Origin of the sequence: Vibrio hannami, assembly GCF_029589055.1 — a bacterium.
Lineage (GTDB): Bacteria > Pseudomonadota > Gammaproteobacteria > Enterobacterales > Vibrionaceae > Vibrio > Vibrio hannami.
Window position 1 is genome coordinate 1 of sequence record NZ_JARQZP010000001.1, and the last position, 24,300, is coordinate 24,300.

Below are 24,300 nucleotides of genomic sequence, written 5' to 3' on the forward strand. Positions count from 1 at the left end.
ACTCTTGACATCCAGAGAAGCCAGCGGAGACGCAGGTGTGCCTTCGGGAGCTCTGAGACAGGTGCTGCATGGCTGTCGTCAGCTCGTGTTGTGAAATGTTGGGTTAAGTCCCGCAACGAGCGCAACCCTTATCCTTAATTGCCAGCACTTCGGGTGGGAACTTTGGGGAGACTGCCGGTGATAAACCGGAGGAAGGTGGGGACGACGTCAAGTCATCATGGCCCTTACGAGTAGGGCTACACACGTGCTACAATGGCGCATACAGAGGGCGGCTAACTTGCGAGAGTAAGCGAATCCCAAAAAGTGCGTCGTAGTCCGGATTGGAGTCTGCAACTCGACTCCATGAAGTCGGAATCGCTAGTAATCGTAGATCAGAATGCTACGGTGAATACGTTCCCGGGCCTTGTACACACCGCCCGTCACACCATGGGAGTGGGCTGCAAAAGAAGTAGGTAGTTTAACCTTCTGGGGGACGCTTACCACTTTGTGGTTCATGACTGGGGTGAAGTCGTAACAAGGTAGCCCTAGGGGAACCTGGGGCTGGATCACCTCCTTAACGATAAGATTGTTGTTGATTAGTGTCCACACAGATTGATTAGGTTTAGAATAGTTTAAAGAAGCAAAGCGTGGGTCTGTAGCTCAGGTGGTTAGAGCGTTCGCCTGATAAGCGAGAGGTCGGTGGTTCAAGTCCACTCAGACCCACCAATTTCTCTTCGTAGAAAATACAGATGGGGCTATAGCTCAGCTGGGAGAGCGCCTGCCTTGCACGCAGGAGGTCTGCGGTTCGATCCCGCATAGCTCCACCATCTTTAAGTGTTTTCACTGAGAATATTTAAAAATGGTTCATTCTTAATGAATCTTTGCTCTTTAACAATTTGGAAAGCTGACGAATAACAACAATCCCCATATCAATTGATATGCGTTGTTATTCAATTAAAAGTTCTCAAATCCTATGTCTTTTAAAGATGTAGGTACCAACACACATTCAAGTGTTCTTGGGAATCTTACTTTTTAAGTAAGTATTCATATTTGAGTCCGGCAAAATCGTGTCTGCATCATGTATAAAAATGGCAGACAACTTTGGTTGTTTGATTAAACAATCTAAAGTCCGAAACTCTTTGGGGTTGTATGGTTAAGTGACTAAGCGTACACGGTGGATGCCTTGGCAGTCAGAGGCGATGAAAGGCGTATTAACTTGCGATAAGCGCAGATGAGGTAGTAAAAACCACTTGAGTCTGCGATTCCTGAATGGGGAAACCCAATTGCATAAGCAATTATCATTAACTGAATACATAGGTTAATGAGGCGAACCGGGGGAACTGAAACATCTAAGTACCCCGAGGAAAAGAAATCAACCGAGATTCCGAAAGTAGCGGCGAGCGAAATTGGACTAGCCCTTAAGCGTTTAATGGTTCAGGTGAACAAGCTGGAAAGCTTGGCGATACAGGGTGATAGCCCCGTAACCGACAAACCCTTTTACGTGAAATCGAGTAAGGCGGGACACGTGATATCCTGTCTGAATATGGGGGGACCATCCTCCAAGGCTAAATACTACTGACTGACCGATAGTGAACCAGTACCGTGAGGGAAAGGCGAAAAGAACCCCTGTGAGGGGAGTGAAATAGAACCTGAAACCGTGTACGTACAAGCAGTAGGAGCCTCCTTGTGGGGTGACTGCGTACCTTTTGTATAATGGGTCAGCGACTTATATTCAGTGGCAAGGTTAACCGTTTAGGGGAGCCGTAGGGAAACCGAGTCTTAACTGGGCGCTCAGTCTCTGGATATAGACCCGAAACCAGGTGATCTAGCCATGGGCAGGTTGAAGGTTGAGTAACATCAACTGGAGGACCGAACCGACTAATGTTGAAAAATTAGCGGATGACTTGTGGCTAGGGGTGAAAGGCCAATCAAACCTGGAGATAGCTGGTTCTCCCCGAAAGCTATTTAGGTAGCGCCTCGGACGAATACTACTGGGGGTAGAGCACTGTTAAGGCTAGGGGGTCATCCCGACTTACCAACCCTTTGCAAACTCCGAATACCAGTAAGTACTATCCGGGAGACACACGGCGGGTGCTAACGTCCGTCGTGGAGAGGGAAACAACCCAGACCGCCAGCTAAGGTCCCAAATTATTACTAAGTGGGAAACGATGTGGGAAGGCTAAAACAGCTAGGATGTTGGCTTAGAAGCAGCCATCATTTAAAGAAAGCGTAATAGCTCACTAGTCGAGTCGGCCTGCGCGGAAGATGTAACGGGGCTAAGTAATAAACCGAAGCTGCGGCTGCTAGCATTTGCTAGCGGGGTAGGGGAGCGTTCTGTAAGCCGTTGAAGGTGGTCTGTAAGGGCTGCTGGAGGTATCAGAAGTGCGAATGCTGACATGAGTAACGATAAAGGGGGTGAAAAACCTCCTCGCCGGAAGACCAAGGGTTCCTGTCCAACGTTAATCGGGGCAGGGTAAGTCGACCCCTAAGGCGAGGCCGAAAGGCGTAGTCGATGGGAAACGGGTTAATATTCCCGTACTTCTTACAATTGCGATGGGGGGACGGAGAAGGCTAGGTGGGCCTGGCGACGGTTGTCCAGGTTCAAGTGCGTAGGCTTGAGAGTTAGGTAAATCCGGCTCTCTTTAAGGCTGAGACACGATGTCGAGCACCTACGGGTGTGAAGTCATTGATGCCATGCTTCCAGGAAAAGCCTCTAAGCTTCAGATTGTAAGGAATCGTACCCCAAACCGACACAGGTGGTCGGGTAGAGAATACCAAGGCGCTTGAGAGAACTCGGGTGAAGGAACTAGGCAAAATGGTACCGTAACTTCGGGAGAAGGTACGCTCTCGACGGTGAAGAGATTTACTCTTGGAGCTATTGAGAGTCGCAGATACCAGGTGGCTGCAACTGTTTATTAAAAACACAGCACTGTGCAAAATCGTAAGATGACGTATACGGTGTGACGCCTGCCCGGTGCCGGAAGGTTAATTGATGGGGTTAGACCTTGTGTCGAAGCTCTTGATCGAAGCCCCGGTAAACGGCGGCCGTAACTATAACGGTCCTAAGGTAGCGAAATTCCTTGTCGGGTAAGTTCCGACCTGCACGAATGGCGTAATGATGGCCACGCTGTCTCCACCCGAGACTCAGTGAAATTGAAATCGCTGTGAAGATGCAGTGTACCCGCGGCTAGACGGAAAGACCCCGTGAACCTTTACTACAGCTTGGCACTGAACATTGAGCCTACATGTGTAGGATAGGTGGGAGGCTTTGAAACACTGTCGCCAGATAGTGTGGAGCCATCCTTGAAATACCACCCTTGTATGTTTGATGTTCTAACTTAGCCCCGTTATCCGGGGTGAGGACAGTGCCTGGTGGGTAGTTTGACTGGGGCGGTCTCCTCCCAAAGCGTAACGGAGGAGCACGAAGGTGGGCTAATCACGGTTGGACATCGTGAGGTTAGTGCAATGGCATAAGCCCGCTTGACTGCGAGAATGACAATTCGAGCAGGTGCGAAAGCAGGTCATAGTGATCCGGTGGTTCTGAATGGAAGGGCCATCGCTCAACGGATAAAAGGTACTCCGGGGATAACAGGCTGATACCGCCCAAGAGTTCATATCGACGGCGGTGTTTGGCACCTCGATGTCGGCTCATCACATCCTGGGGCTGAAGTCGGTCCCAAGGGTATGGCTGTTCGCCATTTAAAGTGGTACGCGAGCTGGGTTTAGAACGTCGTGAGACAGTTCGGTCCCTATCTGCCGTGGGCGTTGGAGAATTGAAAGGGGCTGCTCCTAGTACGAGAGGACCGGAGTGGACGAACCTCTGGTGTTCGGGTTGTCATGCCAATGGCATTGCCCGGTAGCTAAGTTCGGAATCGATAACCGCTGAAAGCATCTAAGCGGGAAGCGAGCCTTGAGATGAGTTCTCCCTGGCGCTTAAAGCGTCCTAAAGGGTTGTCGTAGACTACGACGTTGATAGGCAGGGTGTGTAAGCGTTGTGAGGCGTTGAGCTAACCTGTACTAATTGCCCGTGAGGCTTAACCATACAACACCCAAAGGGTTTTGTGGGCTCAGAGCCAAGAACAGAATTGAATGTGTAGAGAACATAGAAACAGCTTTCCGAATTAAAGAATTTGCTTGGCGACCATAGCGTTGTGGACCCACCTGATTCCATGCCGAACTCAGAAGTGAAACGCAATAGCGCCGATGGTAGTGTGGGGCTTCCCCATGTGAGAGTAGGACATCGCCAGGCTTTAAATCTGTACTTGCTTAGTCATTAAGCAAGTCACCATAAAGTTTTAAAGAAATTTAGAATTTTATGTTGACTTTCAAAGTGGAAAGCGTATTATACGCGTCCTGCCTAAGTGCTAACGCACTGAAAGCATTGCTCTTTAACAATATAAACCTATCAATCTGTGTGGGCACTCGTTGATGATAATCAAAACTGATTCTTCGGAATCACAATGATTTCAATGATACAGAGTGACCAAACGAAGTAACTTATAGTTACATCGGCACAGTCAATTCAAACATTACTTAGCTATTTATTAGCAAAAGAATGTTCAGTATTCATTGAGTCACCAAAATCTTAAATTGAAGAGTTTGATCATGGCTCAGATTGAACGCTGGCGGCAGGCCTAACACATGCAAGTCGAGCGGAAACGACAACATTGACTCTTCGGACGATTTGTTGGGCGTCGAGCGGCGGACGGGTGAGTAATGCTTAGGAATTTGCCCAGTCGAGGGGGATAACTATTGGAAACGATAGCTAATACCGCATACGCCCTATGGGGGAAAGGAGGGGATCTTCGGACCTTTCGCGATTGGATAAGCCTAAGTGAGATTAGCTAGTTGGTGAGGTAAGAGCTCACCAAGGCGACGATCTCTAGCTGGTCTGAGAGGATGATCAGCCACACTGGAACTGAGACACGGTCCAGACTCCTACGGGAGGCAGCAGTGGGGAATATTGCACAATGGGCGCAAGCCTGATGCAGCCATGCCGCGTGTGTGAAGAAGGCCTTCGGGTTGTAAAGCACTTTCAGCAGTGAGGAAGGTGGTGAGCTTAATACGTTCATCATTTGACGTTAGCTGCAGAAGAAGCACCGGCTAACTCCGTGCCAGCAGCCGCGGTAATACGGAGGGTGCGAGCGTTAATCGGAATTACTGGGCGTAAAGCGCATGCAGGTGGTTAATTAAGTCAGATGTGAAAGCCCGGGGCTCAACCTCGGAAGGCCATTTGAAACTGGTTAACTAGAGTACTGTAGAGGGGGGTAGAATTTCAGGTGTAGCGGTGAAATGCGTAGAGATCTGAAGGAATACCGGTGGCGAAGGCGGCCCCCTGGACAGATACTGACACTCAGATGCGAAAGCGTGGGGAGCAAACAGGATTAGATACCCTGGTAGTCCACGCCGTAAACGATGTCTACTTGGAGGTTGTTCCCTTGAGGAGTGGCTTTCGGAGCTAACGCGTTAAGTAGACCGCCTGGGGAGTACGGTCGCAAGATTAAAACTCAAATGAATTGACGGGGGCCCGCACAAGCGGTGGAGCATGTGGTTTAATTCGATGCAACGCGAAGAACCTTACCTACTCTTGACATCCAGAGAAGCCAGCGGAGACGCAGGTGTGCCTTCGGGAGCTCTGAGACAGGTGCTGCATGGCTGTCGTCAGCTCGTGTTGTGAAATGTTGGGTTAAGTCCCGCAACGAGCGCAACCCTTATCCTTAATTGCCAGCACTTCGGGTGGGAACTTTGGGGAGACTGCCGGTGATAAACCGGAGGAAGGTGGGGACGACGTCAAGTCATCATGGCCCTTACGAGTAGGGCTACACACGTGCTACAATGGCGCATACAGAGGGCGGCTAACTTGCGAGAGTAAGCGAATCCCAAAAAGTGCGTCGTAGTCCGGATTGGAGTCTGCAACTCGACTCCATGAAGTCGGAATCGCTAGTAATCGTAGATCAGAATGCTACGGTGAATACGTTCCCGGGCCTTGTACACACCGCCCGTCACACCATGGGAGTGGGCTGCAAAAGAAGTAGGTAGTTTAACCTTCGGGGGGACGCTTACCACTTTGTGGTTCATGACTGGGGTGAAGTCGTAACAAGGTAGCCCTAGGGGAACCTGGGGCTGGATCACCTCCTTAACGATAAGATTGTTGTTGATTAGTGTCCACACAGATTGATGGTTTATGTAGTTTAGAGTATGAAGGTGCCCAACACCTTCGCGATTTGGTTCTGCTTTTTAAAGTGGAAATCAAAAGCAGTGTCCCGTTCGTCTAGAGGCCTAGGACACCGCCCTTTCACGGCGGTAACAGGGGTTCGACTCCCCTACGGGATACCATTGGGTCGTTAGCTCAGTTGGTAGAGCAGTTGACTTTTAATCAATTGGTCGCAGGTTCGAATCCTGCACGACCCACCATTCTCTTCCACGAGAATAAAAACAATGTGGGCGATTAGCTCAGTTGGGAGAGCACCTGCCTTACAAGCAGGGGGTCACTGGTTCGAGCCCGGTATCGCCCACCACTCTCTAAGTATTTTTGGTGTTGTATCCAAACCAATAGTGTTCATTGTTGGTTGCTTTTACGACTTGAGAATCTTTAGAAAGTGTTTTGTACACTTTTGCTCTTTAACAATTTGGAAAGCTGACGAATAACAACAATCCCCATATCTATTGATATGCGTTGTTATTCAATTAAAAGTTCTCAAATCCTATGTCTTTTAAAGATGTAGGTACCAACACACATTCAAGTATTCTTGGGAACAACATTTTATGTTGTTCATATTTGAGTCCGGCAAAATCGTGTCTGCATCATGTTTAAATAATTGCAGACAACTTTGGTTGTTTGATTAAACAATCTTAAAGGTTTCTTCGAAACTCTTTGGGGTTGTATGGTTAAGTGACTAAGCGTACACGGTGGATGCCTTGGCAGTCAGAGGCGATGAAAGGCGTATTAACTTGCGATAAGCGCAGATGAGGTAGTAAAAACCACTTGAGTCTGCGATTCCTGAATGGGGAAACCCAATTGCATAAGCAATTATCATTAACTGAATACATAGGTTAATGAGGCGAACCGGGGGAACTGAAACATCTAAGTACCCCGAGGAAAAGAAATCAACCGAGATTCCGAAAGTAGCGGCGAGCGAAATTGGACTAGCCCTTAAGCGTTTAATGGTTCAGGTGAACAAGCTGGAAAGCTTGGCGATACAGGGTGATAGCCCCGTAACCGACAAACCCTTTTACGTGAAATCGAGTAAGGCGGGACACGTGATATCCTGTCTGAATATGGGGGGACCATCCTCCAAGGCTAAATACTACTGACTGACCGATAGTGAACCAGTACCGTGAGGGAAAGGCGAAAAGAACCCCTGTGAGGGGAGTGAAATAGAACCTGAAACCGTGTACGTACAAGCAGTAGGAGCCTCCTTGTGGGGTGACTGCGTACCTTTTGTATAATGGGTCAGCGACTTATATTCAGTGGCAAGGTTAACCGTTTAGGGGAGCCGTAGGGAAACCGAGTCTTAACTGGGCGCTCAGTCTCTGGATATAGACCCGAAACCAGGTGATCTAGCCATGGGCAGGTTGAAGGTTGAGTAACATCAACTGGAGGACCGAACCGACTAATGTTGAAAAATTAGCGGATGACTTGTGGCTAGGGGTGAAAGGCCAATCAAACCTGGAGATAGCTGGTTCTCCCCGAAAGCTATTTAGGTAGCGCCTCGGACGAATACTACTGGGGGTAGAGCACTGTTAAGGCTAGGGGGTCATCCCGACTTACCAACCCTTTGCAAACTCCGAATACCAGTAAGTACTATCCGGGAGACACACGGCGGGTGCTAACGTCCGTCGTGGAGAGGGAAACAACCCAGACCGCCAGCTAAGGTCCCAAATTATTACTAAGTGGGAAACGATGTGGGAAGGCTAAAACAGCTAGGATGTTGGCTTAGAAGCAGCCATCATTTAAAGAAAGCGTAATAGCTCACTAGTCGAGTCGGCCTGCGCGGAAGATGTAACGGGGCTAAGTAATAAACCGAAGCTGCGGCTGCTAGCATTTGCTAGCGGGGTAGGGGAGCGTTCTGTAAGCCGTTGAAGGTGGTCTGTAAGGGCTGCTGGAGGTATCAGAAGTGCGAATGCTGACATGAGTAACGATAAAGGGGGTGAAAAACCTCCTCGCCGGAAGACCAAGGGTTCCTGTCCAACGTTAATCGGGGCAGGGTAAGTCGACCCCTAAGGCGAGGCCGAAAGGCGTAGTCGATGGGAAACGGGTTAATATTCCCGTACTTCTTACAATTGCGATGGGGGGACGGAGAAGGCTAGGTGGGCCTGGCGACGGTTGTCCAGGTTCAAGTGCGTAGGCTTGAGAGTTAGGTAAATCCGGCTCTCTTTAAGGCTGAGACACGATGTCGAGCACCTACGGGTGTGAAGTCATTGATGCCATGCTTCCAGGAAAAGCCTCTAAGCTTCAGATTGTAAGGAATCGTACCCCAAACCGACACAGGTGGTCGGGTAGAGAATACCAAGGCGCTTGAGAGAACTCGGGTGAAGGAACTAGGCAAAATGGTACCGTAACTTCGGGAGAAGGTACGCTCTCGACGGTGAAGAGATTTACTCTTGGAGCTATTGAGAGTCGCAGATACCAGGTGGCTGCAACTGTTTATTAAAAACACAGCACTGTGCAAAATCGTAAGATGACGTATACGGTGTGACGCCTGCCCGGTGCCGGAAGGTTAATTGATGGGGTTAGACCTTGTGTCGAAGCTCTTGATCGAAGCCCCGGTAAACGGCGGCCGTAACTATAACGGTCCTAAGGTAGCGAAATTCCTTGTCGGGTAAGTTCCGACCTGCACGAATGGCGTAATGATGGCCACGCTGTCTCCACCCGAGACTCAGTGAAATTGAAATCGCTGTGAAGATGCAGTGTACCCGCGGCTAGACGGAAAGACCCCGTGAACCTTTACTACAGCTTGGCACTGAACATTGAGCCTACATGTGTAGGATAGGTGGGAGGCTTTGAAACACTGTCGCCAGATAGTGTGGAGCCATCCTTGAAATACCACCCTTGTATGTTTGATGTTCTAACTTAGCCCCGTTATCCGGGGTGAGGACAGTGCCTGGTGGGTAGTTTGACTGGGGCGGTCTCCTCCCAAAGCGTAACGGAGGAGCACGAAGGTGGGCTAATCACGGTTGGACATCGTGAGGTTAGTGCAATGGCATAAGCCCGCTTGACTGCGAGAATGACAATTCGAGCAGGTGCGAAAGCAGGTCATAGTGATCCGGTGGTTCTGAATGGAAGGGCCATCGCTCAACGGATAAAAGGTACTCCGGGGATAACAGGCTGATACCGCCCAAGAGTTCATATCGACGGCGGTGTTTGGCACCTCGATGTCGGCTCATCACATCCTGGGGCTGAAGTCGGTCCCAAGGGTATGGCTGTTCGCCATTTAAAGTGGTACGCGAGCTGGGTTTAGAACGTCGTGAGACAGTTCGGTCCCTATCTGCCGTGGGCGTTGGAGAATTGAAAGGGGCTGCTCCTAGTACGAGAGGACCGGAGTGGACGAACCTCTGGTGTTCGGGTTGTCATGCCAATGGCATTGCCCGGTAGCTAAGTTCGGAATCGATAACCGCTGAAAGCATCTAAGCGGGAAGCGAGCCTTGAGATGAGTTCTCCCTGGCGCTTAAAGCGTCCTAAAGGGTTGTCGTAGACTACGACGTTGATAGGCAGGGTGTGTAAGCGTTGTGAGGCGTTGAGCTAACCTGTACTAATTGCCCGTGAGGCTTAACCATACAACACCCAAAGGGTTTTGTGGGCTCAGAGCCAAGAACAGAATTGAATGTGTAGAGAACATAGAAACAGCTTTCCGAATTAAAGAATTTGCTTGGCGACCATAGCGTTGTGGACCCACCTGATTCCATGCCGAACTCAGAAGTGAAACGCAATAGCGCCGATGGTAGTGTGGGGCTTCCCCATGTGAGAGTAGGACATCGCCAGGCTTTAAATTTAGACTCTTATAGTCTAACCAGTGCGGAGCGGTAGTTCAGTTGGTTAGAATACCGGCCTGTCACGCCGGGGGTCGCGGGTTCGAGTCCCGTCCGCTCCGCCACTTATTTCAACCCGATGCGAAAGCGTCGGGTTTTTTAATGTCTGAAATTTACGCCCTTCGGTCGTACGAGTCCCGCAGGAAGGCCAGCCCGATGACCGCAATCCCGAACTAGGCGTTCCCACCGTTCCGCCACTTCTTCTAAAGCCTTAACTAGGTGTCCCCGACGTAAGACAAGGCTTTTTTGCGTTTGAAGAAAACGAAAGAGATAGAGATAGCATTGTGTTCTCCACAATATGTTCTATATTGGCGATACACAAAAAAAGAAAAGCCCCCTGATTTGGGGCTTCTAGACTTCGTCGTGTTCAGTAGCTAGCTACTTTTTTTTCCATAAGTAGTAGGCACTTGCAGCTGCTACTAACAAGATCAAACCACCAGTTAGTTCTTCTGGGTGCGAATGTGCCGCTCCTGGGTGAGCCAGTGCAAGCGTTGGGAATAACGTAATTAGAGTTAGTAGTTTTTTCATTTTTCTTTCCTTTATTGTTTAGCTATTTCCCTGTTGGGATACTTGTTCTGATTTAGTGCGATAGCGACCTGACCTAATGCTAGGCCTCCATCACCACATGAAAATTGTTGGTGCTTTAAGAGTTCTAACTGACCATCTAAGTGCTTTTCGAGAAGTGTGATCAAGAGCTTATTGTGAAAAACACCTCCAGTAAGGACTAAGTGATCTAGTTGATACCGTTTTTTAGCTTTCAGTACAATTTGTACCAAGCCTAGAGCAAGAGCATTATGAAATCCCCAAGCTTTGGACTTAGGCTCAGCGTCGTTTGATAACCAATGATTCCAGAATGAACCAAAATCCAGTTCTAGCCCTTCTGTTGGTATCTCGAAGACAGAGCCGAACTCAATGCTTCTGGAGGCTAGAGCTTCAAGCTGACAAGCTGCTTGTCCCTCGTACTCGATACAATCAAATCCAATACCAAGAGATGCCGCGACTGCATCGAATAATCGTCCGGCAGATCTTGTTGGATGGCAATTCAGGTTTTGAGCGACGGCTTTTTCAATAAGATCCAAAGGTTTGTTTGGAAACAGCTTGTCCATTTCATCTCTAGAAAGGCTACAGAACTTATGCAGATGCGCATGTAGGCTTCGCCAGGGTTGTTTAGCAGCAACGTCCCCTCCGACAAGCTCAATAGATGGAATGCCACCAATTCTCTGACATTCAGAGTAGTCAGCGATCATCAGCTCTGCCCCCCATAGCTCCCCATCATCTCCGTAACCTAAGCCATCAAGGGCAAGTGCCATGACTTTACCTTGTTCTGGTTGCCAGCCGTTCTCTAGGAGACAGCTAGCGATATGAGCATGGTGGTGCTGAATCTCTATGTGAGATCCTTTACGAGACTTAGCATACTGATGACTAAAGTATCCAGGATGTTTGTCAAAGACGTGGTTGTCTATGTTGACCTGATACAAAGATTCAAAGTGGTTAATCGCCTCTTTGTATTGAGTCTGGGTTTCTATGTTAGACAGGTCTCCAAGGTATTGGCTTACTATGATCTGATTGCCTTTCCCGATAGCAAACGCATTCTTAAGATCGCCTCCATAAGCCAGATAGCCATCCGCATTTGGAAAACCTTCTGGTAGACTCACTGCGTCAGGTACACAGCCTCTGGCGCGTCTGAGAGTCTCGTAGGAGTCTTTATTAACACGGATGAGGGAGTCATCACAGCGTTGAACGATTTCTCTGTTATGAAGCACAAAGATATCGACAACTGGTGCAAGGTTCCGTATTGCTTCTTCGTTAGATAGTGCCGGTGGTAGCCCTGTCGCATTGCCGGATGTCATAACCAGTGGTTTCTTGAATGCGTCTGCTATCAAATGCTGGACTGGGTTAGAAGGAAGCATAACACCTATTTCATTCAGCTCTGGTGCAATGTTTTCGGCGATGTAGCTATTGTCTTTTTTACCCAAGAGCGTGATTGGTGCTATACGGCTCTCAAGCAACTCCTGCTCTTGCTCATTGAAGTAAGCAATCTCGTTTATGCTGGAAAACTCGTTCACCATAATAGCGAACGGCTTATATTGCCGGTGTTTACGGTCTCTCAATAACTGAATAGAGGTTTGATTGGTAGCGTCACAAGCGAGGTGGAAACCTCCTACTGACTTAATCGCAATAGTGTTCCCATCAGTTAATGCGCTAACCACATGACTTAACCAATTACCTACTAGCTTGTCGCCACTTGAGTTACATACCCATACCTCAGGACCACACTCGTCGCATGCTACGGGTTGGGCGTGGTAACGTCGATCACCGGGATTCTCATACTCTGATAAACAATCTGGACAGAGAGGAAAATCTTTCATCACCGTCTTTGGACGATCATAAGGTAGTTCTTTGATGATGGTGAACCTTGGGCCGCAGTGAGTACAATTGATAAATGGGTACTGATAGCGTCTGTCTTTATTGTCGTGAAGCTCCTGAATACATTCCGGGCAGGTAGCAGCGTCAGGCACAACCTGAGTATCCATTGCTGTAGCTTCTGACTTGGCGATACTGAAATTATTAGGAACGGTATCCCACTCAAAATCTTGAGAATGCACTGAATCTATCTGAGCTAGTGGGGGTAGTTCACTAACAAGCTTAGTTTGAAACGTATGCAGATTATCGCTGTTTACAAAGCGTATCAGCACACCTTCACCGTCATTAAGAACTTCACCGCATAGTGATAGTTCATGAGCTAATTGCCAGACAAAGGGTCTGAAGCCAACGCCCTGAACCTTTCCTTTTACTCTTAGCTCAACACCATTCATAACCAATACCCTTAGCAGATTCTTGGCATAGGCTCACTGGAAGGAAGATCCAGCCAGCGGCTTCCGCCAAACAGGTTTTTGATGGTCACTTGCTTCGAATCATTTGCGCTGCCGATGATGGCTGCGCTCTCACCTCCAGGCGTTTTTTGTAATGCTTCTACTGCGGCTTGAGCATCCTCTTCCGATACGATGGCAATCAGCTTACCTTCATTAGCAAAGTTAATAGCTTCAAGGCCAAGTAGTTCACAGATACCTCTCACCTGAGGTGTTAGGGGAACAGCGTCTTCATCTAGCTCAAGGCCACAGCCTGAGCTTTGCATAAACTCGTGTAGAACAGCGTTAACACCACCTCGGGTTGCGTCTCTCAGGCATCTGACGCCTTTTAATGGAACGAGAGATTCAACAAGCGGATAAAGGTGCTGACAGTCGCTTTCTAGCTGACCATCGAGTCCTAGGTTTTCCCGAAGGTTAAGTATGGTTGCCCCGTGATCACCGATGGTTCCGGAAACAATAATCTTGTCGCCAGGTTGTATGGTGTCTGCTCCCCACTCGATACCCAGAGGTACCGCGCCAAGCCCACTAGTGTTAATGAAAACTTTATCAGCTGCGCCTTTTGGAACTACCTTAGTATCGCCGGTTACTATTGTGATTCCAGCTTCACTTGCAGCTTTGGCCATAGAAGCGACGATTTGCTCAAGTTCATCAATCGCCAGACCTTCTTCAAGAATAAACGCAGCAGATAGGAACAAAGGCTTAGCACCACTCATAGCAACATCATTCGCGGTACCATAAACCGCCAGTTTGCCGATATTACCGCCGGGGAAAAAGATTGGGTCTATTACAAATGAATCCGTGGAATACGCAATTTGTTCTCCTACAACTGAAAACTGGCTGATAGGTAGTCTTGCCTGATCTTCTTGTTTATCCAGTGTGTCATTAGAAAAGTGCTTAACAAACATTTGAGCGATAAGTTGTTGCATCGCTTTACCGCCGCTACCGTGTGCAAGGGTGATTCTGTCAGTCATTACGCTTCTCCCTCTTTCTCTGGGTGCTTAGCCCCGTAGTTATAGTAAGCGGCACATGCACCTTCAGATGAAACCATCAATGCACCGATAGCTGTTTCAGGCTTACAGCTTGTGCCAAATAGTGGACAATCTGTTGGCTTACAACGGCCTGCTAGTATTTCACCACAGCGACTACCTTCAGGATCTTTGGAGTCTGATTTCTTAGTATCGAAGAATAGTTCTGCATCGTATTCAGAGAACAGCTCTGTCAGCTTAACGCCTGACTCATTGATAACGCCTAGCCCGCGCCATTCGCTCTCTTCTTTGACTTCGAAAACCTCAGAGACAGCATTTAGAGCATTTGGGTTGCCATGATCCGAAACCACTCTGGAGTACTGATTTTCAATTTCACACTTAGCATCTCGGATCTGAGTGATGACCATTAACAGGGCTTGAAGCATGTCGAGTGGTTCGAACCCGGTAATAACAGACGGCTTGTGATATTTGGTCGCCAGAGGTTGATATGGGTTCTTACCGATAACCATACTAAGGTGACCCGGAAGGAGGAAGCCATCGATACGAACATCATCTTGATCGAGTAGCGCTTCTAAGGTCGGCATTATGGTGATGTGCTGACAGAAGATTCTGAAATTAGGAATTTGCTTTCTTTTCGCTTCCAGAAGAGTCATTGCCGTTGCTGGCATTGTTGTTTCAAAACCAAGTGCAAAGAAAACAACTTGTTTATCGGGGTGCTTTTCTGCCAGTAGCAGAGCATCCATTGGAGAATATACGATTCTTACGTCACAGCCTCTAGCTCTGGCATCAAGAAGGGAACCATTAGAGCCGGGTACCCTCATGGCATCACCAAAGGTGCAAAGAATAGTATCGGGCTGATCGGCTATCGAAATACATTCGTCTAAGCGCGACTTAGGCAAAACGCATACAGGGCAACCCGGGCCATGAACAAACTCAAGGCTGTCAGAGATAAGCTGTACGATTCCGAACTTGAACAAGGTATGGGTGTGACCACCACAGACTTCCATAATCTGCAGAGGTTTCTTTTCTTGTGGGATTTCTGCTAGTACTTCTTCTATCTTTCTAACCAGTGTTTTTGCGAGCTCCGGATCGCGAAATTCATCTACATACTGCATCTCTAATCACCTACTGCTTGTCTCTGACTAAAGTCATCGATTTCATGATCCAGCGCCTGCATAGACTCCAGCGCTGCCAGTGTTTCTTTAGCTTGTGCGTCATCAATAATGCACATAGCAAAGCCAACGTGTACTAATGCCCATTTGTCGATGAGTACATTTGGGTCACCATCGACTACGCATGAAAGATTTACTTCGCGTTTAATTCCGCTTACTTCTACTGTACCGAGCATGCCTTCCGCATCAGTGATAGCGACGATTTTTCCGGGGATACCTAAGCACATAATTAACGAGCCTCCAGCCAGTCTAACCAGCTCTGCATACCTTCTCCTGTTGTCGCAGAAAGTGTCATATGTTTGATGTTTGGATTAACACGCTGAGCATTCTGAATACATGCTTCCACATCGAAGTTTACATAGGGTAGAAGGTCTATTTTGTTTACTACCATCAGTTCTGCATTGGCAAAAATATCAGGGTACTTAAGAGGTTTGTCTGCGCCTTCGGTTACCGAGATAATAGCTACCTTGTGTGTTTCACCTAAATCAAATGCGGCAGGGCAAACCAGATTGCCTACGTTTTCAATAAACAGTGTTGTACCTGTTTCAGGTGCCAGATTCGCGATAGCTTCCGAAACCATTGCAGCATCCAGATGGCATCCTTTACCAGTATTTACCTGAATGGCTTTTGCCCCGGTTTCACGAATCCTGTCCGCATCATTTGTGGTTTGCTGATCACCTTCGATGACTGCACATTTGGTATGATCAAGTTTCTTCAGCGTTTCCGTAAGAAGGGTGGTTTTACCTGAACCCGGGCTTGATACCATATTCAGGCTTTTGATCTGTCTGTGCGCCAGAAAAGAACGGTTCTTTTCCGCTATTTCATCGTTTTTAGCCAGAATATCCTGTTCGATCTGCACCATTCTGCTCTGAGTCATGCCTGGTGCATGAGAGTGTGCTGGCCCTTGTCCATAATGCAGGTCATCACCGTCTTTCTCAGGTTTAAAAGCCTCGTGAGTGTGTTCGTGCTGGTGATCATGTGTATGGTCATCATGTGAATGATGATGGTCATGGCTATGCTCATGGTTATGGTGATGTGGTTCATGTTGATGCGAATGGTCGTGAGAATGAGGTTCCTGACCATTGACGTGATAATGAATATGAACCGGTCCGTGATAGTGATGATGGTGAACTATCTGTACCTGATGAGAGTGATCATGATGGTGATGATCGTGTGAGTGCTCATGTGAATGATCATGATCGTGGTCATGGCTATGACCACCTTCAATTTTAACGTTGCCCGCAGCGCAACCGCATGTAGTACACATCAGATTACCTCCAATTCACGAATCTTCATTTCATCCCCACCCTTGGTTTGAAGGCTAAAGCCAGCACAGTCAGGGCAGGGGTCTAATCTGTCACTGATACTGACTTCTTTCTGGCAGTCAAAGCACCATGCTTTGCCAGAAAGTTCGTTAATCTCTAGTTTTGCGTTATTGGCAACTGTGCCTCTGCAAACAACATCGAAGCAGAAATGCATCGCATCAGTTTCGATTCCTGCGAAAGGACCGACATCAAGGTACACAGTTTTTACTTGTTTATATCCTTGAGCGGTTGCCTGCTCTTCGATTACCTGAACCAGACTTTCACAAAGAGACATCTCATGCATAGTCTGTTACTCCTTAACTTCTATCTGAAACTCGACGCAAGGGTCGATTGCCCAGATAAGCTGTCGAATCCAGCTAGGGTCGCTGGTTTCCAACTGTTGATTCATTAATGCCTGTTCAACCACGCCGCCTTTGTCGAAGTAACGATCGGTTGGGGCATCGATTTCATAAGATTGAATAACTCCATCAGAGCTTAGTTTCACGGTATGTGCTAAAACACCGCGAGAAGCGTGTGCCATACCGGGCTCTGGCATTCTGGCTAACCTAGGGTTTTCTGTTAGCCGACTGATTTCGATAAACCGAGCCAACATACGGGTAGCTAAACCTGAACCCCAGCAGTCTAGAGCTTGCAGGATTAATGGATGGTTCTTCTGCCTCACCAAACTTCCGGACTCAAGATCTTCTGACCAGTTATCATCCGATCCCAGTGAAGCCGCATTATGTAAGTTCACTGAAAAGTGGTGCGCATAAGGTGCATCTGTATGCGTCCAGTCTATAAACTCAGACCATTTTAGAGAGCGAAACTTAGATGGATGAGTTCCAAATAACGGCTCAAGTTGAGCTTCGATCTGAGTCCACTTATCCGCAGAAACCATAGAACAGCCCTGCTCATCTAGTGTTGCAGGTGGAAGTGCCTGTAGTGATTGCAGCAACAGCCTGTTTAGGCTAATGCTCTCTTTCATCGCATACTCACCACCAAACAGTTCTCTTTGCATCTGCCACGTCTGCCAGCAATGCTCTTTCAGCCACTCCAATGCACATCTCTCAGCCAGAGATCCACTCATTTCAGGTGATAGCTCACGAGACTGAGCTTTAAAGATAGCACCTATAGCTGCAGCTAGTTGTGCCTGAGAACAGAGTAGGAAAACTCTAGGTATCAGCTGGATCGCCTGCTCTGGAGTTTTACCGCAGAGTAGTTGTCCTATTTTCGTCGGGCGAGAGTTATCGATTGAGACGTTGGTAGTTTTACATGTCTCATCGAGATCAATAGTGAGCACTAACTTTCCGACGAAATTAGCTGAAGAACCTACTGCCATTATTCACTCTCGAGTGCAGCCTGACCGCTGGCCAGTTTTCTAAACAGGCCTCGCTTGGATTTATCGGCAATATCTGTGGTTTGAATCGCGGTGATCAGCTTTCGAACATCTCCGGCCACTCTTAGAGCATCTTCCTGACTAGTAAAGTCCTGAACAGGGGATTGGACGGAACAGGATAAATAGTGCCCAAGGTTTTCATGTTCACCATAGATGAAGTTATAGTCTCCAGCGGGTAACCGGATTCCGACTTTCTCACCGATATCAAACTCACGCCAATCTCTGTTTTCACTAGGAAGTAGCATGATGCTTAAAGTCCAGGGAGTAAGAAGAACGCCAAGCCAGTCACCTTCGTACTCAGAAAACCCAACCGCTTTGACCTGTAGTTTCTCATTTACAAATGGCATTTCGCTCATCTGATTCTGATGAATTTGTCCAAATACTTCCTCAATTACGGAGGAGGGGTTATCAATATAATTCTGCGGCACGTTCAAAATCTCCTTCGGCTAACGCTTTCTGTAGTTCGATTGCTTTTACGGCCTCATCGGGCTCTACTTTTTCTACAGCAAAACCACCTACCTGAATCAGCAAGTAGTCACCCACATGGACTTCGTCATCCATCATCAGAAGGCTTATTGGATAGTCTTTGTTTTCAGCATCAACAATGGCCGAATTACCATCTTCCGATATGCTGATGACCTTAGCGGGTACACCTATACACATACAGCGTCTTCTTTGATTTCTGGCTGAACACCGATCTTATCGAGATAGGTAAGAACTCGCTGGCTCATGTTTTCCAGTTGTCCTGACACGGTGTCTGTCATTTCGAGCCCAGGTTCGACTGACTCTGGGATGATGCCAACAAGATAAATGTTTTCTGGTGATTCGCCTGTCAGTTTTAGGGCACCAAGAAGATCGGATAAACCAAGCTGGTGGGGGGAAACTTTGTTGTTGAACAGTGCTGGTACTTCATCATCATACAGGTCAACGACGGTACCCGGAGCATCCCCTGTCAGGACTGCATCGATGATGATTACATGCTCTCTGCTGGCAATGTAATCCAGTAGTTCCATTCCGGCGGTACCTCCATCCAATAGCTCCACTCCTTCAGGGAACTGGTATTTTTGCTCAAGATGATTGACGACGTGCACACCGATAGATTCATCACTCAAGAGAAGGTTGCCTACACCTAATATCAATACATTCACATCTTTCTCCTTGTATCGCTATTTACTTCTCTGACGGAAGTTAAAAATAAGAGAGGTATATGGGGATACCTCTCTTAATACTGTGCTCGGGTCTATAGCACTTTTACTTTGGTAATACCCTCTCCGCGTGTATCCACAATATGCACCGCACAGGACATACATGGGTCGAATGAGTGAATAGTACGGATAACCTCAAGCGGGTTTTCAGGATCGGCAATCGGTGTACCAATCAAAGACTGCTCATATGGTCCCATCAAGTCCTCATTGTTTCGAGGACCAGAGTTCCATGTTGACGGTACAACAGCCTGATAGTTCTCAATCTTGCCATCGTTGATAACGATCCAGTGTGAAAGCAGACCACGAGGCGCTTCGTGGAAACCAACACCTTTAACTACGCCATACGGGAATACTGGCTTCACATAGGTTGTGGTATCGCCTGCGGCGATATTATCTATCAGCGCTTGCCATTGCTGGCTTAGGTGATCCTTAAGTACTGCACAACGAACCGCTCGCGTAGCGTGACGACCTAATGTTGAGTGAAGGTGTTTAATCTCTGGAGTGATACCTGTCAGAGTTTCGAATGCTCCCAGTACATCATTAAGGTGTTTGGTTGTCTTTTCATCACCGGCAGCAACAGCACAAAGTACTTGGGCCAGAGGGCCTACCTGAGCTGGTTTACCGTTGAAGGTTGGAGACTTAACCCATGAGTACTTACCTTCATCTTCAAAGCCAGTGTAGTTAGGGTTTGTCATTCCATCCCAAGGGTGGAACGGACCTTCTTCCTGATACCATGAGTGCTTGCTACTTTCTGCAACACCATTGATCAGGAACGGGTCTTTATGACCAGTAATTGGTTTAAAGGTAGAAAGGTCACCGTTTTCGATGTAACCACCAGGCATCAGGAAGCTACCGTTTTTACCATCGGTTGGTAAATCAGGCACAGCAATATAGTTAGTTACCCCTTCGCCAATAGATAACCACTCAGGGTAGTGAGCTGCCACGATAGCAACATCCAGCTTGTAAACCTGCTCGATAAACTCTTCAAGTTCGTCGATAAAGGTTTTGATGTACATCAGGCGTTCCTGGTTTAGAACAGCAGGAGCATCAAGGTTGATTGGGTTAGCTACGCCACCAACTGCCAAGTTTTGGATGTGCGGGCTCTTACCACCAAGAATCGCAACAATACGGTTAGCGTTGCGCTGATATTCCAAAGCCTGAAGGTAGTGTGCCACGGCGATCAGGTTGATTTCTGGTGGAAGCTTCATCTCCCTATGACCCCAGTAGCCATTAGCGAAGATACCAAGCTGCCCACTGTCTACCAAGCCTTTCAGCTTATCTTTCACTTTCTGGAACTCAGCAGCTGAGTTCAGCGACCACGTAGAAAGTGGACGACAGATCTCTTCACATTTAATTGGGTCAGCTTCAAGAGCAGATACTACGTCAACCCAGTCCAGAGCAGAGAGTTGATAGAAGTGAACCACGTTATCGTGAATGCCGTGTGCAGCAACGATCATATTACGAATGTACTGAGCGTTTACCGGGATATCTAAATCCAGCGCGCTCTCTACAGAACGAACAGATGCAATTGCGTGAACAGTGGTACATACACCACATATACGCTGAGTGAACACCCATGCGTCTCTAGGGTCCTGACCTTTTAAGATCTCTTCCATGCCTCGCCACATGGTGCCCGATGACCAGGCGTTAGTGACGACACCATTTTCGATTTCGCAGTCGATACGCAAGTGGCCTTCGATGCGGGTGATTGGATCAATTGTAATGCGTTGACTCATTGTTAAACCATCCCTTATTTATTTTCTGAGCCACTCAGGCTTTCTTGTTGAATACGGTTTGTAGTTGCTGCACCAGGTAATACAGGCAGTAGTTTAATAATCACGATATAACCCACGACTTCGATAGCCACCAGGCCGAAGGAAAGCAGGATTTCCTGAATCGATGGGAAATAGGCGTAGCCATCTCCTGGATCATACGCGACAAGTGCTAAGTCAATTCGATACATAGCAGCACCGATTAGCAGTGACGTTGCCGCTGCGAACATTGCAGGTGCGTTGTTTCGGATATGTTTGATAAAGATAACAGGTAGTGCCAGTAATGCTGTTTCAGCAATAAACAACCAGCTATACAGATCTCCGGCGAATACGTATTCCCATTTATCAGTCAGGTTAATGGCATGGAATCGCAGAATGACGAACATACCAACCAGCACCTGAATAAAGGTGAACAGGCGGTTGAATAGCGGTACTTCATCCGGCATACGCCCTTTCATACCAGCAGCTACGATTGCCCCTTCAAACACCACGATGGAGAAGCCCATAATCAGAGCACCTAGTAGTGAGAAGAAAGGCAGGAACTCATAGGTTTGCCATAGCGGGTGGATCTTATGTCCAGCCGTAATGAACAGTGAGCCCATCGAAGACTGGTGCATCGCAGGTAGCAGAGCACCCAGAGCGATTACCGCAAACAGAATCTTGTTGAGTACCTTCAAAGGTACCTTTAGACCGACCTTCTCTAACAGCGCCGGAGCAAACTCCATCACCAGTACAGCGAGATAGATAGTCATACAGACCGCTGTCTCGAAGAGTACCGAGTTGGGATTAAAGTGCCCGGGTATAAAGAAGTAAGGCATGTTCCACCAACGGCCGATATCCATTGTGATGGACAGACCACCAAGCGCGTAACCGAATAGACTGGCTAATAGCGCTGGTCGAACTAACGGGTGGTATTCACCTTTGTTAAATACGTAAACAGCCCAGGCTAGCGCCCAGCCACCACACGCGAAGCCAGTACCAACTAGCAGATCGAATGCGATCCAGATACCCCAAGGGTATCCACCATTCAGGTTGGTAACCGGTCCTAAGCCAAGTACCAAACGCTTGATGATGACGATGACACAAACAAAGGCAAAGAATCCAAAGAAGACGACAGGCCAGTTTATCAGGCGGCCACCGACCGGTTTCAGGTCACTATGATCATTCATGGTGGTCTCCTTTATCCTTGCTATTGTTTTCTTCACTGTCTGGATACATGCTCTTACGAGTCGCATACATCAGACCAACAAAGGCTGCGAACGGAAGCATCATGCCTTGATACAGAGTGTGCTGAACGGTTTCTGAACGAGCACCGTATGACTGTTCAGGCATGTCGTGCAGATCCAGCTTGTCAAATGGAACACCTGCAAGTACTAGCACCTGCGTACCACCACCTTCAGTTTCACCATAAACATGAGGGTAATACTCAGGAATATCTTTTTCGTGCGTTAAACCAGCATCAATTCTCTCGCGAGGATAGTCATAGTTATCGCCCGCTTTCATTGCCAGACGCTTCTTCGCTTCTACTAGTAACTCTTCACGAGTACCGTACAGAATTGCACCGGTAGGGCATACTTCAACACAACCAGGAAGTAATCCTTGATCAATTCGCTCAACGCCTTTCTGGTTACACAGTTGGCATTTTTGAATCTGACCAAATGGGTCATGGTATTCGTACTTAGGAATGTTGTAAGGGCAGGCGATCATACAGTAACGACAACCCGTACAAGTATCCGGGTTGTTGGTTACGATGCCAGTAACAGGGTCTTTCTGCATTGCGCTAACCGGACAAGCAGATACGCAGTTAGGGTCGACACAGTGCATACATTGACGCTTAACGTAGGAGAAGCCATTTTCTAGCTTATCTTTCTCTGTACCGTCACCATTGCTGTAGCGACGGATTACGTTCAGCGCATAAGCACTAAGATGGCTATTCTGCTCCCATTGAGCATCGCCATTTGGGTTTGGCTCCATGTTGTTTACGTCTTTACACTTAACAACACATGCCTGACAACCAATACATAACGTGGCGTCGTAAAGCATTCCGACGCCATCTGGTAGAGGTGGGTGAGATTCCCTCGCCATTGAGGGGCAGCTACTGGTCGCGATAACTGCGCCACTAGCTGACAGTTTCAAAAAGTCCCGGCGGTCCATTTAAGCCTCCTCGTTACTCTTTGATTTATAGTTGTCTTTCTTCTGACGTGTAAGTTCGCGTACCGTCATGATACTTACACCAGCAGCCAGACCTGCGACACCACCTAGTAGTGCCGAAGCACCCGGAGAAGCAGACTCGCCAACCTTTGTCCCTACTTCTGGAAGCTGTGCTGGTGGCGTTGGTTGGCGGACACTTGCGAGCTGGTGGATGCCTTTAGTAAAGCCAATATCTTTTTCATTACAGCCGATACATGGGTGACCAATACCAACTGGCCAGATACCACCACCTACATCGCAGAACTCAAGCGTTGAGCAGTTACCGTAAGTTTCCGGCCCTTTACAACCAAGTTTATAAAGACACCAACCTTCACGGTGTCCTTCATCTCCGAACTCAATAGCGAAGCGACCAGCATCGAAGTGCGGACGGCGTTCACAATGCTCATGGATACGGCGACCATATGCGAATACAGGGCGACCTTTGTCGTCCAGCGCTGGGAGGCTGTTGTAAGTAAGAAGGTGTGCGACGACAGCCAGGAAATTATGAGGATTAGGAGGACATCCCGGAATGTTCACTATGGTTTTGTCTGGCAGAATTTCATGCAGTGCTTTAGCTTCAGTTGGGTTAGGGCCAATAGATGCGACACCACCCCATGCTGAACATGAACCAATCGCAACAATAGCAGCAGCGCCTTCCGCTGCTTCCTTGATATGATCAACAATTGGTTTTCCTGCCACCATACAGTACACGCCACCGTCTTTGACGGGGATTGAACCATCTACAACCAGTACGTATTTACCTTTGTACTTCTCCATTGCATGGTGCTTATTCTCTTCTACTTTATGCCCTGCAGCGGCAGAAAGCACTTCATGGTATTCAAGAGAGATCATATCCAGAATGAGGTTTTCAACAGTAGGGTGTGTCGATCTCAAAAGGGATTCTGTACAGCCAGTACATTCCTGGGCGCCGATCCAGATTACAGGGGGTCTCTGCTTTCTGGCTATAGCATCGGCAACTTTCTGACCTGCGTTAGCACCAGTAATTCCCATTGTTGCAGCTAATCCGGAGCAAAACTTCATAAAGGAGCGGCGCGATACACCTTGTCGTTCTAAAAGATCATAGCCATCCATTTCAGACCATCCTTTGTTTTTTATTGTTTAGTTTTATGAATAGAGCTAAATATAATTATTCTTTATTAGCTTTTGTTAATATATGCAAGTGTAAGGAAATGTAAAATTTTTGATAAGATGCATGCTTGATCTAAATCAATTTGAAAACACTTAGTAATAGTGTGTATTTAAATATATGCGCTGGGTTTGTATTTTGGCTGATGCTAATAGCCATAAGGGGTTATATGTATTTTGTAAGGGGCGTTATCTATCTAGAAACAATTGATAAAAAGATGAAATATATAGACAAATAATACTAAATGGTT

The 24,300-nt window shown here is 47.6% G+C and carries 15 protein-coding genes, 6 tRNA genes and 6 rRNA genes; 12 read left to right on the top strand and 15 right to left on the bottom strand.

Going from position 1 to position 24,300, the window contains the following annotated elements:
• The 12 genes from P7F88_RS00005 to P7F88_RS00060 all read left to right on the top strand — a co-directional run.
• A 16S ribosomal RNA gene (locus P7F88_RS00005) occupies window positions 1-556 on the top strand; the annotation flags it as partial.
• 72 nt (window positions 557-628) lie between these two features.
• Window positions 629-705, top strand: a tRNA-Ile gene (locus P7F88_RS00010).
• A 25-nt stretch (window positions 706-730) separates the two neighbouring features.
• Window positions 731-806: transfer RNA gene (locus tag P7F88_RS00015), tRNA-Ala, on the top strand.
• Between the two features lie 324 nt (window positions 807-1,130).
• Window positions 1,131-4,021 (top strand): 23S ribosomal RNA (locus P7F88_RS00020).
• A 91-nt stretch (window positions 4,022-4,112) separates the two neighbouring features.
• Window positions 4,113-4,228: ribosomal RNA gene (gene rrf, locus P7F88_RS00025) — 5S ribosomal RNA — on the top strand.
• Window positions 4,229-4,566: 338 nt separating this feature from the next.
• Window positions 4,567-6,118, top strand: a 16S ribosomal RNA gene (locus tag P7F88_RS00030).
• A gap of 121 nt (window positions 6,119-6,239) precedes the next feature.
• A tRNA-Glu gene (locus tag P7F88_RS00035) sits at window positions 6,240-6,315 on the top strand.
• Window positions 6,316-6,317: 2 nt separating this feature from the next.
• Window positions 6,318-6,393 (top strand) — tRNA-Lys (locus P7F88_RS00040).
• Between the two features lie 28 nt (window positions 6,394-6,421).
• A tRNA-Val gene (locus tag P7F88_RS00045) sits at window positions 6,422-6,497 on the top strand.
• 368 nt (window positions 6,498-6,865) lie between these two features.
• Window positions 6,866-9,756, top strand: a 23S ribosomal RNA gene (locus P7F88_RS00050).
• Window positions 9,757-9,847: 91 nt separating this feature from the next.
• Window positions 9,848-9,963: ribosomal RNA gene (gene rrf, locus P7F88_RS00055) — 5S ribosomal RNA — on the top strand.
• A 33-nt stretch (window positions 9,964-9,996) separates the two neighbouring features.
• Window positions 9,997-10,073 (top strand) — tRNA-Asp (locus P7F88_RS00060).
• 313 nt (window positions 10,074-10,386) lie between these two features.
• On the opposite strand, the gene P7F88_RS00065 is transcribed toward P7F88_RS00060, so the two are convergent.
• The 15 genes from P7F88_RS00065 to hybO all read right to left on the bottom strand — a co-directional run bounded on the left by P7F88_RS00065 (window position 10,387) and on the right by hybO (window position 23,995).
• A complete protein-coding gene (locus P7F88_RS00065; protein WP_277821341.1) occupies window positions 10,387-10,536 on the bottom strand; it encodes a hypothetical protein in 150 nt (49 codons plus the stop codon).
• 11 nt (window positions 10,537-10,547) lie between these two features.
• A complete protein-coding gene (hypF, locus tag P7F88_RS00070; RefSeq protein ID WP_277821342.1) occupies window positions 10,548-12,824 on the bottom strand; it encodes a carbamoyltransferase HypF in 2,277 nt (758 codons plus the stop codon).
• Window positions 12,825-12,835: 11 nt separating this feature from the next.
• Window positions 12,836-13,849, bottom strand: coding sequence for a hydrogenase expression/formation protein HypE (gene hypE, locus P7F88_RS00075; RefSeq protein ID WP_277821343.1), 1,014 nt, complete (start codon window positions 13,847-13,849; stop codon window positions 12,836-12,838).
• Window positions 13,849-14,979, bottom strand: coding sequence for a hydrogenase formation protein HypD (hypD, locus tag P7F88_RS00080; RefSeq protein WP_277821344.1), 1,131 nt, complete (start codon window positions 14,977-14,979; stop codon window positions 13,849-13,851). The genes hypE and hypD overlap by 1 nt, the downstream gene beginning before the upstream one ends.
• A 2-nt stretch (window positions 14,980-14,981) precedes the next feature.
• The gene (gene hypC / locus P7F88_RS00085; RefSeq protein ID WP_277821345.1) at window positions 14,982-15,263 is read right to left on the bottom strand and encodes a HypC/HybG/HupF family hydrogenase formation chaperone; all 282 of its coding nucleotides are present in this window, start codon (window positions 15,261-15,263) and stop codon (window positions 14,982-14,984) included.
• Window positions 15,264-15,265: 2 nt separating this feature from the next.
• Complete coding sequence (gene hypB, locus P7F88_RS00090; RefSeq protein ID WP_277821346.1) at window positions 15,266-16,303, bottom strand: hydrogenase nickel incorporation protein HypB; 1,038 nt, start codon at window positions 16,301-16,303, stop codon at window positions 15,266-15,268.
• A complete protein-coding gene (gene hypA / locus P7F88_RS00095; protein WP_277821347.1) occupies window positions 16,303-16,644 on the bottom strand; it encodes a hydrogenase maturation nickel metallochaperone HypA in 342 nt (113 codons plus the stop codon). Before hypA ends, hypB begins: the two co-directional genes overlap by 1 nt.
• Window positions 16,645-16,650: 6 nt before the next feature.
• Complete coding sequence (locus tag P7F88_RS00100) at window positions 16,651-17,679, bottom strand: hypothetical protein (RefSeq protein WP_277821348.1); 1,029 nt, start codon at window positions 17,677-17,679, stop codon at window positions 16,651-16,653.
• Window positions 17,679-18,164, bottom strand: coding sequence for a [NiFe]-hydrogenase assembly chaperone HybE (gene hybE, locus P7F88_RS00105; RefSeq protein ID WP_277821349.1), 486 nt, complete (start codon window positions 18,162-18,164; stop codon window positions 17,679-17,681). The genes P7F88_RS00100 and hybE overlap by 1 nt, the downstream gene beginning before the upstream one ends.
• Window positions 18,145-18,399, bottom strand: a complete 255-nt coding sequence (locus P7F88_RS00110; RefSeq protein WP_277821350.1) for a HypC/HybG/HupF family hydrogenase formation chaperone — start codon at window positions 18,397-18,399, stop codon at window positions 18,145-18,147. The genes hybE and P7F88_RS00110 overlap by 20 nt, the downstream gene beginning before the upstream one ends.
• Window positions 18,390-18,884, bottom strand: coding sequence for a HyaD/HybD family hydrogenase maturation endopeptidase (locus tag P7F88_RS00115; protein WP_277821351.1), 495 nt, complete (start codon window positions 18,882-18,884; stop codon window positions 18,390-18,392). The genes P7F88_RS00110 and P7F88_RS00115 overlap by 10 nt, the downstream gene beginning before the upstream one ends.
• 92 nt (window positions 18,885-18,976) lie before the next feature.
• Window positions 18,977-20,677: a hydrogenase 2 large subunit gene (gene hybC, locus P7F88_RS00120; protein ID WP_277821352.1), complete on the bottom strand. Its 1,701-nt coding sequence runs from the start codon at window positions 20,675-20,677 to the stop codon at window positions 18,977-18,979.
• A 14-nt stretch (window positions 20,678-20,691) separates the two neighbouring features.
• Window positions 20,692-21,882, bottom strand: coding sequence for a Ni/Fe-hydrogenase cytochrome b subunit (hybB, locus tag P7F88_RS00125; RefSeq protein ID WP_277821353.1), 1,191 nt, complete (start codon window positions 21,880-21,882; stop codon window positions 20,692-20,694).
• Complete coding sequence (hybA, locus tag P7F88_RS00130; RefSeq protein WP_277821354.1) at window positions 21,875-22,867, bottom strand: hydrogenase 2 operon protein HybA; 993 nt, start codon at window positions 22,865-22,867, stop codon at window positions 21,875-21,877. Before hybA ends, hybB begins: the two co-directional genes overlap by 8 nt.
• Window positions 22,868-23,995: a hydrogenase 2 small subunit gene (gene hybO / locus P7F88_RS00135; protein ID WP_277821355.1), complete on the bottom strand. Its 1,128-nt coding sequence runs from the start codon at window positions 23,993-23,995 to the stop codon at window positions 22,868-22,870.
• Between the last annotated feature and the right edge of the window lie 305 nt (window positions 23,996-24,300).